Raw genomic sequence first — 13,415 nt, 5'->3', positions numbered from 1 at the left:
AGAGGCCGCCGTTGCAGAGTTCGACTGAAATGTATTCGCTCTGATACACGGCGGCATATTAGATGTTAATGAGATAGATTATCAATACTATTTCTTTAAGTTTTTTTTTGGATTAGACTCCGCCCCGCTGGCCCGAATGAGCATTTAGCCGGCCGGAAAAACAAAAAATATCTGTCGCATGGGAGCGGGGCGTGAATTTCAAAAAGAACACAATTGCGTTGGCTGTGGGTTCGGCGGTCTGCCTGGCTAACAGCGCATGGGCGGCCGAGCAGTCGAACACAATGGAGATCGCTCCGATCACGGTGACGGGTGAAAAAATCAACCGCTCCCTGGAGAAAACCCAGTCGAGTGTCGTTGTGGTGACCGGCAAGCAACTGCGCGAGAAAGAGGACCACGACCTGGTTGATGTGTTCGCCCGTACGCCGGGTGTTTACAACCAGTCCGGCAACGAAAACTGGGGTATTCGAGGCGTGCCGGTATCCGGTTTCGAAGACCAGGGCCCGGCCACGCTCAACGGTGCGGTTTCGGTGTTCGTCGACGGCGCCGTGCAACCGAACCGCGCACTGACCCTCAGCCCGATGCCGCTGTGGGACGTCGAGCAGGTCGAAGTGTTCCTCGGTCCGCAGTCCACTACTCAGGGCCGCAACTCGCTGGCCGGTGCGGTCGTCATCCAGACCAAGAACCCGACTTTCGAACCGAGCCTTTCATTACAGGGCAACATGGGCAACTACGGTGAGAGCGGAGGGGCGCTTGCCGGTGGTGGCGCGATCGTCGATGACAAGATCGCCGGTCGTATCGCCGTGGATTACCAGGACGGTGACGGTTACATCGACAACATCGCACTCGATAATGACGCCAATCCGACCCGCACCTACAATGCCCGTGGAAAACTGCTGATCCTGCCGAACGACGATCTGGATGTGCTGCTGACTTACGCCCATGGTGAAAGCCGCAAGGGCGACAACTCGGTCATGCGCGAAAACGGCAAGGTCCGCTATTACGACGTGTCGTCCGACACCAAGGCTTACGACAAACTCGAACAAGACACCGTCAGCGCCAAGGTGGATTACCGCCTGGACGACAACTGGTCCATTACCAGCCTCACCGCCAATACCAGTTCGGACTATGACGCCCGCCTGGACTTCGACCAGACAGCCGATGCCAACGAGGTCGTTCTGCGCAAGCAGGATGGTGACCTGTTCAGTCAGGAGCTGCGCCTGAACTACACCGGTGACACGGTGAAGAGCTTCATGGGTGTCTACTACGGCCACAACACCAACAATTTCAACGACCGGTTGTTGTTTGACAACGAACTGATCGGCACCGTCAAGGGCGATACGACGATAGAGAACAAGGCGGTGTTCGGTGAAATCAACTGGACGTTCGCCCCGCGCTGGACACTGATCACCGGGCTGCGCTACGACCACGAGAAGAACGACACCGATATCGAACAGGACGACTTCTCCACCTCGGGCAAAACCAGCAAGTCGTTCGATGCCGTATTGCCGAAGCTGGGTATCGACTATGAACTGGCTGCCCATCAGTACGTAGGCTTTATGGTGCAGAAAGGTTATCGCGGCGGTGGCGTCAACGTTCGTACCGGTACCGGTCACGAAGCTTATGATCCTGAATACACCACCAACTACGAGCTGTCCTACCGCGGCTCGTTCTTCGACCAGACCCTGCGTACCCGCGCCAACCTGTACTACACCGACTGGAAAGACCAGCAGGTCAGTGTGCTTGATCCGAACACCGAGTTCGCTCACGTGTTCAACGCCGGGCGCAGTGACATCAAGGGCCTGGAAGTCTCCGTCGAGAAGGACTTCACCGAACAGCTGACCCTGACGGCCGGTGCCTCCGTTACCGATGGCAAGTACAAGGACTTCGTCACGGGCGATGGCAGGGACATGAGTGGCGAGGACTTCCTCTATTCGCCCAAGTACAAGATGTCGCTGGGCGGTACCTATCGCTGGAATGATCGGTTGACCCTGAACACCGACGTCATTTACCAGAGCACCTCGCCGTCGGAGTACGAGTTCGATGACGCGGGTCAAGTCACTGATGAGCGCAAGAGCGACGCTTACTGGCTGGCCAACTTCAACGCCGAGTACAAGGTCACCAAGAACGTCGCCGTATCCGGCTTCGTGAAAAACGCCTTCGACAAGGAATACGTCACCAACAACCGTAGCGGCGACATCATCGATGTCGGTGCCCCGCGCACTGTGGGTCTGGTTCTGCGTTACGACATGTAAACCCAAGGGCGCGGGGAAGCCGATTCCCCGCGTCCGGCTTCACGGCTGTCGTTCCCTGAAACGTTCGTTTTCAGGCAGTCCTGGTCCTTTTCAAACCCAGCCTCCCTGGAGGAAATCATGAGTGCTTTTTCGAATGTCATCTCGGGTGGCGCGCAACAGCTACGCCTGTTGCATACCGGTCTGTCGAGCCCTTACTGCCTTGATCCGACGCCGATGCTGGAACGTCAGCAGCAGCAGGAATCCAACGCCCGCAGTTACCCTCGGCGCATTCCGCTTGTGCTTGAACGAGCCCATGGTATTTATGTGCAGGACAGTCGCGGACAAGTGTTCGTTGATTGCCTGGCCGGCGCCGGCACCCTGGCGCTGGGCCACAACCATCCAGTGATTATCGAAGCCATAACCCAGGTCATGGCCGCGGGTGTGCCGATGCATACTCTGGATCTCATGACGCCGGTGAAGGATGCATTCGTACAGGAAATCTTCGGCTGCCTGCCGGCTGACTTCGCGCGTAATGCACGCATACAGTTTTGCGGCCCAAGCGGGGCCGACGCCGTCGAAGCAGCTCTGAAGCTGACCCGCACCGCCACCGGACGCCATTCGGTACTGGCCTTTGAAGGGGCTTACCACGGCATGACGCTGGGGACACTTTCCATTAGCGGTAACCTGTCACCGAAAAATGCTCTCGGTGCCCTTATGCCAGGTGTTCAGCGCCTGCCGTTTCCCCATGACTACCGTTGCCCGTTCGGTGTGGCCGGTGATCAGGGTGTGACGTTGAACGTGCGTTACCTCGAACATTTGCTCAACGACCCGGAAAGCGGTGTCACCGCACCGGCAGCAATGATTCTGGAACCGATCCAGGGCGAGGGCGGGGTGATTGCCGCGCCGGACCGCTGGCTTCAGGAGCTTCGTCGATTGACCAAGGCCCACGGAATTCCGCTGATCGTCGACGAGATCCAGTGCGGCATAGCCCGCAGCGGCCGGATGTTCGGTTTCGAGCAGTCCGGCATCACGCCGGATGTCATCACCCTGTCCAAAGCGATCGGCGGCGGTCTGCCGCTTTCGGTCATGGTCTACAACGATTCGCTGGATGTCTGGCAACCGGGTGCCCACGCCGGCACGTTCCGTGGCAATCAACTGGCAATGGCCGCTGGCACCGCGACCTTGCGCTTCATCCGCGATCAAGGCTTGGTGGCACGCGCCGAAACCGCTGGCGCGCATCTGCGTAAGCAGTTACAGATGCTGCAAAGCGAATTCGCCTGGATTGGCGATGTTCGCGGTCGTGGTTTGATGCTCGGCATGGAAATCGTCGACCCGCAAGGCGCCCTCGACGTACAGGGTCACCCGCCGGTAGACGCGGTCCGGGCCAAGGCCTTCCAGCAGGCTTGCCTGAAGCACGGTTTGATCGTCGAGCTCGGCGGACGCCACGGTGCGACCGTACGCTTCTTGCCGCCGCTGATCATCACCGAACAGGAAATCGATTTCGTCGCACAAATCCTGTACCAGGCAGCGAGCTCGATCAATGAGCGCTCCACGCGTTAATGATCTGCCGATGCACAGGGTTTGCCGACATGGAACGGCAAGCCCGTTTTTGTTTTGAACAGGGACTGATAATGCGTAAGGCTTTAGCGACGATAAAACCGACGTGGGTGCTGGCGACCGTATTGGCATTGAACGGCTGTGGAGCACAGGATCAGTCCGCTGAACACAGTACGTCGCCGCCGCAGGTCAAGACGCTCACCGTGCAACCCCGACCGTTTGCCATGACCTCAGACCTGCCTGGCCGAATCGAACCGGTGCGCATCGCCGAGGTGCGCGCACGGATTGCCGGTGTTGTGTTGACCCGACATTTTGAAGAGGGCAGCGACGTCAAGGCTGGTCAACTGCTCTTCAGCATCGACCCGGCACCGCTCAAGGCCGCCTTGATGCGGGTCGAAGGCGCCCTGGCCAAGACTGAGGCGGATGTATATCGCGCCAACGCTCACGTACAGCGCTACAAACAACTGGTGGAGATCAACGCCGTCAGCCCGCAGGTATTCGACGACGCGGTCTCTGACCTCAAGAGTGCCCAGGCTAATCGTTTGGCCGCTCAAGCCGATGTAGCGACTGCCCGACTCAACCTCGGTTACTGTCAGGTGCGAGCGCCGATCAGTGGCCGTATCGGCCGCGCCCTGGTCAGCGAGGGCGCATTGGTAGGTCAGGACGAAGCCACGCAAATGGCGCGGATTCAGCAACTGGACCCGATTTATGCTGACTTCACCCAGTCCGTCGATCAGATAGTGGCCTTGCAGCAAGCCGTGGCCAGTGGTCGTCTGACGCTGACCGGTGCGGGTGCAGCCAAGGTTACGGTACAGGTCGGCAGTCCGGCGCAAACCCGACAAGGCAAGTTGATGTTTTCCGATGTTTCGGTCGATCGAAGCACCGGGCAAGTCACCTTGCGCGGCGAGTTTCCTAACCCGGACAGCGTTCTGCTGCCGGGCATGTATGTACGGGTCGTGGCGCCGGCGGGGGTCGATCCGCAGGCGCTGTTCGTGCCGCAGCAAGCGGTTCAACGCGGTGCCGACGGCCAGGCCCGGTTGATGCTGGTGGACGCCCAGGGGATGGTGCGTGAACGCGTGGTCAGCACCGGCGCGATGCTCGGCTCCGACTGGCAGATCACCCAGGGACTCGTGGCCGGCGAGCAAGTGGTGGTCGAGCGCGCCGACAAGCTCAGTGTCGGCACCAGGGTCAACATAATCACCTTGGCCGAACAGCAGGCCCATAACTGAGGGCGTGACGCTTTTACCCACGGTTGTTAGCCAGGATCTTACCGATGCCCGATTTTTTCATTAACCGTCCGAACTTCGCCTGGGTCATCGCGTTGTTCATCGCGCTGGCAGGAGCGCTGACCCTGGGCACCTTGCCGGTCAGCCAATACCCGGACGTGGCACCGCCGCAAATCAGTGTCAGTGCCAGCTACCCCGGTGCCTCGGCGCAGATCATCAATCAGAACATCACCAGTCTGATCGAGGAGGAACTCAACGGCCTCAAGGATTTGCTGTATTACGAATCCAACAGTGCCAACGGCAGTGCCGAAACCACCATCACCTTCAAGCCGGGCATCGATCCCGACATGGCGCAGGTCGACGTCCAGAACCGCTTGCAACGGGTAGTCGGGCGCTTGCCCCAAGCGGTGATCGAGCAAGGCCTGAAAGTGGAGCAGGTACGTGCCAATTTTCTGATGATCTATGCCTTGTCCTACACCGATGGGCAGCAGGATTCGATCGGGCTGGCGGATTACGCCGCGCGGGGCATCAATAACGAGATTCGCCGCGTGGCCGGGGTAGGGCGGGTGCAGATGTACACCGCAGAACGGGCTATGCGCATCTGGGTCGATCCTGCCCGGCTTGTGGGTTACAACCTGTCGATGGCCGATGTAAGTAAGGCCATCGCCGGGCAGAACGTGCAAGTGCCCGCCGGCAGCATGGGCGAACGTCCGGGGCCTGCCGAGCAGCACATTACCGCCACCGTCATGGTGCAGGGTCAGCTCGAATCCGTGGAGGCGTTCGGCAACATTGTGCTGCGGGCCAATGACGACGGCTCCAGTGTCAGGATTCACGATGTGGCCCGAGTCGAACTGGGTCGTCAGGACTACCGCTTCGACGCTCGCCTGAACGGCAAACCTGCGGCGGCCATGTCGGTGCAGTTGGCAACCGGTGCCAACGCGCTGCAAACGGCGGCGGCGATCAAGGCCCGGCTGGATCAACTGTCGAGCACGCTGCCAGCGAACATGACGCTGAGCGTGCCTTATGACACCTCATACTTTGTCGACGTGGCGATCAAGCAAGTCATCTACACCTTGATCGAAGCCATGGTGCTGGTGTTCCTGGTGATGCTGCTGTTTTTGCAGAATCTGCGTTACACGCTGATTCCGGCCATCGTGGTGCCGGTCTGCCTGTTGGGCACCCTCGCGGTGATGGCGCCGCTAGGGTTTTCGATCAACATGATGACCCTGTTCGGCATGGTGCTGGCCATTGGCATTCTGGTGGACGACGCCATTGTCGTGGTAGAGAACGTCGAGCGCTTGATCACGCAGGAGCGCCTGTCGCCCAAAGACGCGACCCGCAAAGCGATGCAGCAGATCAGCGGGGCGATTGTTGGCATCACCCTGGTACTGGCGGCGGTATTCCTGCCGTTGGCGTTCATGGGCGGTTCGGTGGGGGTGATCTACCAGCAGTTTTCCATGGCGCTGTCGGTGTCGATTCTGTTCTCCGGGTTCCTGGCGTTGACCCTGACGCCGGCCCTGTGTGCCACCTTGCTTAAACCCTTCGACCCGGCGAAAGAGCTACGACCCAACCGCTGGGCGAACGGCTTCAATCGGCGCTTCGATGCCTTGGCCCGGCGCTACGAGCGGTTCAGTTCGAGCTGGGTCCGTCGCAGCACTCGCAGCATGGGCATTTACCTAATATTGTTGCTGGTACTCGCTTTTGCCTATCACCGATTGCCATCCTCATTCATGCCGTCCGAGGATCAGGGCTACATCATCACGGATATCCAGCTACCACCTGCGGCTTCGGCTTCGCGCACGGATGTGACGGTGCAATCGTGGGAGCACTATGCCCTGGCGCAACCCGCCACGGATCAAGTGCTGGCAATCATGGGGTTCAGTTTTTCCGGGGTCGGGGCTAACGCGGCGTTGTCGTTTACCAGCCTCAAGGATTGGTCGGTTCGCGGCGATGGCCAAGCCAGCGACGCGGTGGCCCGACGCGCGAATGAGGCTTTTGAGAACGCCGCTGACGGCACGCTGTTCAGCGTGGTGCCGCCGCCGGTGGACGGCCTCGGCACCTCGAACGGTTTCGAGTTACGGTTGCAGGATCTGGCAGGGCAGGGGCACGAAGCGCTGTTGAAGGCCCGAACCCAATTGCTGGAGGCGGCCAAGGCGTCGCCGGTGATCGATTACCTGATGGAGGATGGCCTGGCGGATGCGCCGCAGATCAATGTCAGCATCGACCGCGAAAAAGCCGAAGCCCTCGGTGTGAGTTTTGATGTGATCAGTTCAGCGTTGTCCTCGGCGCTGGGCTCGGAACAAATCAATGAGTTTGCCAATCAGGGGCGGATGCAGCGGGTGATCGTTCAGGCGGACAGCATCAGTCGCCAGACGCCTGAAGCGCTGTTGCGCCTGCAAGTGCCCAATCGACAGAACCGATTGGTGCCACTGGAAGCGTTCAGCCGTTTCGAGTGGCAGGTCGGGCCACTGCAGATCGCGCGCTACAACGGGTCGGCGTCGCTGCGTTTTTCCGGTGATGCCGCACCGGGTTACAGCACCGGTCAAGCCATGGAAGAACTGCAGAAAATCGCCCGTCAGTTACCGGCCGGTTTTAGCCTTGAATGGGCCGGGCTGTCACTTCAGGAACAACAGGCCAGCGATCAGGTGCCGCTGCTGGTGGCGTTATCGTTGATTGTGGTGCTGCTGGTGCTGGTGGCGCTGTATGAAAGCTGGACGATTCCCTTTGCCGTGCTGTTGATCGTGCCTGTCGGCATGCTCGGTTCGGTAGCCGCGGTGACGATCATGGGCCTGCCCAATGATGTCTATTTCAAGGTGGGGCTGATCACGATCATTGGACTGGCGGCGAAGAATGCAATCCTCATTGTCGAGTTTGCCAAGGCACTTCACGTTCAGGGCGCGAGCCTTGCGCAAGCGGCGGCTCAGGCCGCGCGTCTGCGTTTTCGTCCGATCGTCATGACGTCCCTGGCCTTCATTCTCGGCGTGGTGCCTCTGGCTATTGCCACTGGTGCGGGAGCTGCCAGCCAGCGAGCGATCGGCACAGGCGTGATCGGCGGTATGCTGGCGGCGACAGTGCTCGGGGTCTTGTGGGTACCGGTGTTCTTTGTCTGGGTCTTGTCCGCGGCAAATCGGTTGCATAGTCGCCGTGTCAGCCTCACCGAGCCCGTGGCAGACGATGGAACGCGGTAATGTGGATTCAGCTCCCACGTTACATTTTGCGGGCGCCGTTATGCCGGGCTGATGTGTCGGTCAGCAGTTTTTTCGATGTGCTTTGATTGTCGGGTAACTGGTCGCTGAGGTCCCAGATTTCGTAAGCGATCCACGAACTACACCTACCTCCAGATGAGGCAGTCGTTTACCGTGGCATCTCTGGCGAGCAGTTCCATGGCAGCAAGGCTTCGTAGTCCCCAACCGATTGTGCCTGCGGCAGTCTTTCCAGTACGTGGCGCAGCCACGTATAGGGCTCCTGGCCGTTGACTTGCTGTCCTATCTGAATAACCTGCGTAACCCATCGATGACCTGATTGATCGTTGGTCCTTGAGTTGCCGGTGGCTCCGGATTCTCGCCAAATTCACGCCAGATGAACAGCGTCAGTTCCGCTCCATCAGTCAGCGACTGCGCATTCTGGTTTGTTGAGAAGGTTTCCAGAATTCTGTATCTCGCATCCTTACGGCTGCTGGCCGACCTGGACGATGCCGAGACTAGCCTGTCCAGCGCCTCGGCGCTGCCCTGGGGGCGGCTGCGAGTGGATGTGCCCAGCCCTCTGGCCAGGCATTTCCGCCGAACCGGCATATCAGCATCAAGCTGCGCGTGTTTATCGATTGGGTCGTTGAGCTGATGGCACAACATGCGCCTATCCCGGACAGGCCATATTAGTGAGGCGATTCAGTATTGAGGCCGCTTTGACCAATGACGGCTCATGGCCGTTCTCTGCCGGTCGTCACTACGGCGTGTGCTGGTCAAGTCGATGACGGGTACCCAACCGACGACGTTCGTTTGATGACAAAGGCTGCGGTGGAAGCTGTGGATCGGGTGTGCCGATCTGGGTTCAAGTACGGCAAAGCCTGCGGTGCTTGTGACAGTGAAGAGCCGGATCGGCAGGGTCGGGGCCAGATGAATCCAGGCGTCATGTTCGATTCTGAGCATGTCGACCTCAACCGCCCGGTGCAAGACCCGCATGCCGGGTGGTGTGGCAGGAGAGCAGCCAAGGGCTGCCCCCTATGCCGATTGGCGGGGGATCATTGAAATCCAGCGTCATCCAGTGCCCCTTTGACCGAGTCCTTGCAAAGAAGAGACCTTGCTCAGGCCTCTTCACGGTTACCTGGAAGATTTTCAGGTTTGCGGTACGGTATTCCCGTCAGCAACCGTGGCTTTATTCTGAACGGCTCGACACAGCAGGCTGGACACGATGAACCCAAGAATAGCCAACAGACTCATCAAGCCGAAGACGTAGTTGTAGCCTTGCTGGCCGGGGAAATGGTCGAGGATCGCGCCATAGATGACATAAGCGAACATGCCTGGCGCATAGCCGATCAGACAACCAATACCGAAGGCAGAGCCTGTGATGTGCTGGGGAATGCCGATTTCACCCATGGGCGCCCAGAACACGCCGCGCATGGAGAATACGATGAGTGCGAAGGAGAGGGTGGCCGCCATGCCCGCATAGATGAAATCGTGGCTTTTAGGGATGAGCATGATCACCCCCATGATTGGCAGCAGAGCCAGGAATGCCCATTTCATATAGCGGCTGGTGCTCTTGAACTGCTTGTCGGCAATGAAGCCTCCGGCAGGACCGCCCAGGATCTTGAGAAAGTATTGATTGATGATGCCGTAAGCGCCCACCAGTACCACGGGCAGTTCGTACATGTCCTTGAGGTAGGGAATAAAGTAGGTCAAACCGCAGTACACGATGTAGACCATGAACACGTTGAGGCTGACCAGCCAGATGCCCGGGATCTTAATGGCTTCGAGCAGGTTGGAGAGGCCATTTTTAGACTGTGTATTCGACTGTGTGGTACCGCCCTTGAGCAGAAACCAGGTCAGGGTACCGGCAAGAATGTCGATAACCGAATAAAAGAGAATCGCCGATTTCAGACCGGCCTCACCGGAGCCCATGGCGACGAAGACGCCCAGCGCAGAAAAGGCGACCAGGGTATCAATGACGCCGCGTCCGCCTTCCAGAAGTCCGAACAACCGACCCTGTTCCTGATCGTCACCCAGATTGCGGATGGCTTTAAGCAGCGAGGGCCAAAAGATGCAATCGGCACAGACGGCCAACAGGCAGAACACGATCAGCAAATTGCTGAAGGGTGGAAAGGTTGCCAGGTAAAGCCCCAGGCTGCCAGTGCCGAGCAGACCGATGGGGATCAGCTTGCGCGTGTCGTACCGATCTGCGAGCAGGCCGCCCACGACAAAAAGCGCCGTTGCGACAATGGCATTGGCGCTCAGCAGCAGGCCGATTTCGGTATGGGTCAATCCCATGAACTCTTGCATGGGCACATAGAAGGCGTCCTTGAGGCTCGCCAGTTTGTAAATGGTGCCCCCACCGAGGATGAGAATCAGGAATCTGAGCCATTTGGCCTTGTCACGAGTTGTCATTATTGTTCTCCAGGCGTAATTGGGTAAGCAGTGCTGGTTGTCACGTCAGGTTCAGGCGTTTGTGCGGTTGTCCAGGGTCAACTCGGCCAGGGTCCGAAACTCGGCCAGCAGGCTTCGTACATAGGTGACCTGGTTGTTTGCCCAGCGGTGTTCATCGGCCAGCATTCGCTCCAGCGAATAGCCGACTGGCAGCGCCGTTTCACTCATTTCCCGGTACGCAATGAAAGGGTCGGCGGCTTCGTCGGTCTGACGGAACGCCGGGGCTACATAGTGGTTTTCCTGCTCAAGAATGAACGCGATCACTTGGGGGGTTGATTCGCCGAGCATCAACAGTTCGAACAACATGCGTGCGTTGGGTAGATCGTCTTCGTCACAGCCCTGCAGCACACCGTAATGGCCGAATCCGTTTTGCTCGGGGACGATGCGCACCCCCTTGAGGTGGGTCTGGCGTATGTGCGGCGCCAAGGTGCGGAGCGCCTGCAGGGGCTGTTCGCAGGCATTGATCATGTTGCCGAAGTCGAACAAGGCATGCAGCCGAGGGTGGTTGAGGCGGTTCAGCAGTTGCACGATCTCGGCGCTCTTAAGTTCCTCATGCTGTTCGAAGTCGAAGAACAGGTCATGCTTGTCTGCCTGCTGCGCGAGGTAATGCAGGTCTGATTCGATCACGTCCATGACCCGTGACAGCGTTCCCTCGTAGCGTGAGTAAACACGAATGTTGCGCACCCCCAGGGCCCTGGCAATGTCTATCACCTGATCGACATCTTTTTTCAGTGTGCTGCTGATTTCCAGGTGCACATCCAGTCCGAGCGCAGTGGCCTTGTCAGAAAACGCCTGAAGCTGCGTGGGTGTCATTTGACTCAGGCTGTTTTCCTCGCCATCGAGCAAGTGCAGGCTCAGACCTTGCAGCTCATGGCGATAGGCGAAGTTCAGCAGGTCGGTAGGCGTGACGCGGCCATGGGTGAGGTTGGTCAGCAAGGGGTAGGCATGGGCAAACAGGCGCAGTTGCCCAAGTCGGTCGAGCAACTGGCGGGCCAGTGCTTCAGTCAGTGCGGGAGGTGCCCCGGCCTCGACAGCCTTGTGGCTGAGCAAGGCATGGAATCGTTCCTGGATTTTATTGTTCATTCGAGTCATTCCTGGTTCAGACGCCGGGTCTACCGGCGCAGCCTTTATCGCGCCAGTCAGGAACTCTCGATAGATCCATTATTATTTAAATGATAAGACCACTCTGCTCACCTGACGGGGTTCTGGCGCAGGTGCCCCATTTTGATCAGCGCCTGAGCCAGTGCCTCGACGCGCTCCTTGGCCTGGTCCTCCGGCGTGCCGGCGAAACCGATCAACAGGGCCGGTGGCAGGTAATGCTGCAGGCAATAGTCGCTCAGGGCATAGGTGTGGATGTTGTGCCGGGCCAGTTCCTTGGCGATGGCGTCGTCATCGAGCTCGGGTGGCAGCCAGGCGATCAGGTGCATGCCGGCTTCTACCGGGGTGAGGGTGAAGAAACTGCCCAGGCGCTGTTGCAGTTGCTCAACCAGTGCTGCCTGACGGGCCTGGTACAGCGTACGCATGCGGCGGATGTGTCCGAGGAAGTGGCCTTCGCGCATGAAGTCCGCAGTCGTGGCCTGCAGGAGCGTGGGCGGGCTGCGATCCATGACCGCCCGCAGGGTGCAGAAGGGTTCGACCAAGGCATGCGGCAGTATCACGTAACCCAGTCTTAGTGAGGGGAATAGGACTTTGCTGAACGTCCCGACGTAGATCACTCGAGCCAACTGGTCCATGGCATAGAGCGCGGGGAGGAGGCGGCCGCTGTAGCGAAACTCACTGTCGCAGTCGTCCTCAATGATCCAGCTTTGGTTGCGCGCGGCCCAGTCGATGAGTTCCTGGCGCCGCGCATAACTCATGGTGACGCCCAACGGATGCTGGCGAGAAGGCGTGGTAAACACCAGGCGGGCGTCAGGGCACTCGGCCACGCCTTGGCGGATATCGATCCCCTGTTCATCAATACGCAATGGGACCACCTGAGCACCTTGGGCCTGGAGCGCAATTCGCGCCGCGATATGTCCCGGATCCTCCATCCACACGCTATCCTGCGGATTGAGCAACAACATGCCCAGCAGGTTAAAGGCTTGCTGGGCGCCGGAAACGATCACCACTTGCTCGGCACTGCAGTCGATACCACGGGCATCAAAGACGTAGTCGGCAATCGCCGTGCGCAAGGCCTGTAACCCTTGCAGTTCGCCATAACCGAGCATGGCCTTGGTCGGCTTATGCAAGTGGCGGTTCATCAGGCGCTTCCAGACCGGTTGGGGAAACGCGTCATAAGTGCTGTGGCTGGGCAGGAACGAGGTTGGGCTGCCAGGGGCCCAGTCGGCATAGCAAACCCCCTGGAAATGAGTGCTGCGTAGCGACAATACGGACTGACTCAGCTGGGACAGACGGGGAGGCTGGCGCTGCGAGTCATTGTCGGCAATACCACGGCTTTCCCACTCATTGCCGACATAGGTACCGGCCCCGGTACGCGACGCCAGAAAGCCTTCGGCAATCAGTTGATCGAAAGCATTGAGAATGGTGATCCGCGACAGCGCCAGCTCTTTGCTCAAGGTCCGGGTCGACGGCAGGCGCACGCCCCCTTGAATTTTTCCACTGAGAATCTGTTTGCGAATCTGCAAGTAGAGTTGGCGGTACAGGGGCATGGAGCTGGCACGGTCCAGTTCAATACCCGACAACAGCAAACCTGCGGAGGATTTCATTACATGCTCGTCTGGATGGAGTGTGGTTTGACCTGGAACACCGTCAGGCACCGAGGTGCG

At 59.0% G+C, this 13,415-nt stretch carries 7 protein-coding genes and 4 pseudogenes; 6 read left to right on the top strand and 5 right to left on the bottom strand.

Going from position 1 to position 13,415, the window contains the following annotated elements:
- Positions 1–191: 191 nt before the first annotated feature.
- The 4 genes from ACYZT7_RS19960 to ACYZT7_RS19945 all read left to right on the top strand — a co-directional run bounded on the left by ACYZT7_RS19960 (position 192) and on the right by ACYZT7_RS19945 (position 8,202).
- Positions 192–2,252, top strand: coding sequence for a TonB-dependent receptor (locus ACYZT7_RS19960; protein WP_462037917.1), 2,061 nt, complete (start codon positions 192–194; stop codon positions 2,250–2,252).
- Positions 2,253–2,369: 117 nt separating this feature from the next.
- Positions 2,370–3,791, top strand: coding sequence for a diaminobutyrate--2-oxoglutarate transaminase (locus ACYZT7_RS19955; protein WP_462037916.1), 1,422 nt, complete (start codon positions 2,370–2,372; stop codon positions 3,789–3,791).
- Between the two features lie 71 nt (positions 3,792–3,862).
- Positions 3,863–5,017 (top strand): efflux RND transporter periplasmic adaptor subunit, encoded by a 1,155-nt coding sequence (locus tag ACYZT7_RS19950; RefSeq protein WP_462037915.1) that lies wholly within the window; start codon positions 3,863–3,865, stop codon positions 5,015–5,017.
- Positions 5,018–5,061: 44 nt separating this feature from the next.
- A complete protein-coding gene (locus tag ACYZT7_RS19945; protein WP_462037914.1) occupies positions 5,062–8,202 on the top strand; it encodes a multidrug efflux RND transporter permease subunit in 3,141 nt (1,046 codons plus the stop codon).
- Between the two features lie 166 nt (positions 8,203–8,368).
- Here ACYZT7_RS19945 and ACYZT7_RS19940 read toward each other — a convergent pair.
- A pseudogene (locus ACYZT7_RS19940) lies at positions 8,369–8,494 on the bottom strand (transposase domain-containing protein); the annotation flags it as partial.
- A 5-nt stretch (positions 8,495–8,499) separates the two neighbouring features.
- Positions 8,500–8,682: pseudogene (locus ACYZT7_RS19935) on the bottom strand (HIT family protein); the annotation flags it as partial.
- Between ACYZT7_RS19935 and ACYZT7_RS19930 the strand changes: the two are divergent.
- Positions 8,678–8,782 (top strand): annotated as a pseudogene (locus tag ACYZT7_RS19930) (LysR family transcriptional regulator); the annotation flags it as partial. The pseudogenes ACYZT7_RS19935 and ACYZT7_RS19930 sit on opposite strands and share 5 nt — an antisense overlap.
- Positions 8,779–8,889: pseudogene (locus ACYZT7_RS19925) on the top strand (LysR family transcriptional regulator); the annotation flags it as partial. The pseudogenes ACYZT7_RS19930 and ACYZT7_RS19925, both read left to right, overlap by 4 nt.
- A gap of 456 nt (positions 8,890–9,345) precedes the next feature.
- Here ACYZT7_RS19925 and ACYZT7_RS19920 read toward each other — a convergent pair.
- The 3 genes from ACYZT7_RS19920 to pdxR form a co-directional block, all read right to left on the bottom strand.
- Positions 9,346–10,611: an MFS transporter gene (locus ACYZT7_RS19920; RefSeq protein ID WP_462037913.1), complete on the bottom strand. Its 1,266-nt coding sequence runs from the start codon at positions 10,609–10,611 to the stop codon at positions 9,346–9,348.
- 51 nt (positions 10,612–10,662) lie between these two features.
- Complete coding sequence (locus tag ACYZT7_RS19915) at positions 10,663–11,733, bottom strand: sugar phosphate isomerase/epimerase family protein (protein WP_462037912.1); 1,071 nt, start codon at positions 11,731–11,733, stop codon at positions 10,663–10,665.
- Between the two features lie 107 nt (positions 11,734–11,840).
- Entirely contained in the window at positions 11,841–13,355 is a 1,515-nt protein-coding gene (gene pdxR / locus ACYZT7_RS19910; protein WP_462037911.1) for a MocR-like pyridoxine biosynthesis transcription factor PdxR, read from the bottom strand.
- Positions 13,356–13,415: the final 60 nt, after the last annotated feature.

It is taken from the genome of Pseudomonas sp. RT4P38, from assembly GCF_054897765.1.
Note: the sequence above shows the minus strand (reverse complement) of the source record. Positions and strands in the feature narration are given on the sequence as shown.

Bases quoted from the DNA above. Each gene is read 5' to 3' on its own strand.
- ACYZT7_RS19955 (WP_462037916.1), top strand. From the start codon at position 2,370: ATGAGTGCTTTTTCGAATGTCATCTCGGGTGGCGCGCAACAGCTACGC.
- ACYZT7_RS19950 (WP_462037915.1), top strand. From the start codon at position 3,863: ATGCGTAAGGCTTTAGCGACGATAAAACCGACGTGGGTGCTGGCGACC.
- ACYZT7_RS19945 (WP_462037914.1), top strand. From the start codon at position 5,062: ATGCCCGATTTTTTCATTAACCGTCCGAACTTCGCCTGGGTCATCGCG.
- ACYZT7_RS19920 (WP_462037913.1), bottom strand. From the start codon at position 10,611: ATGACAACTCGTGACAAGGCCAAATGGCTCAGATTCCTGATTCTCATC.
- ACYZT7_RS19915 (WP_462037912.1), bottom strand. From the start codon at position 11,733: ATGAACAATAAAATCCAGGAACGATTCCATGCCTTGCTCAGCCACAAG.
- pdxR (WP_462037911.1), bottom strand. From the start codon at position 13,355: ATGAAATCCTCCGCAGGTTTGCTGTTGTCGGGTATTGAACTGGACCGT.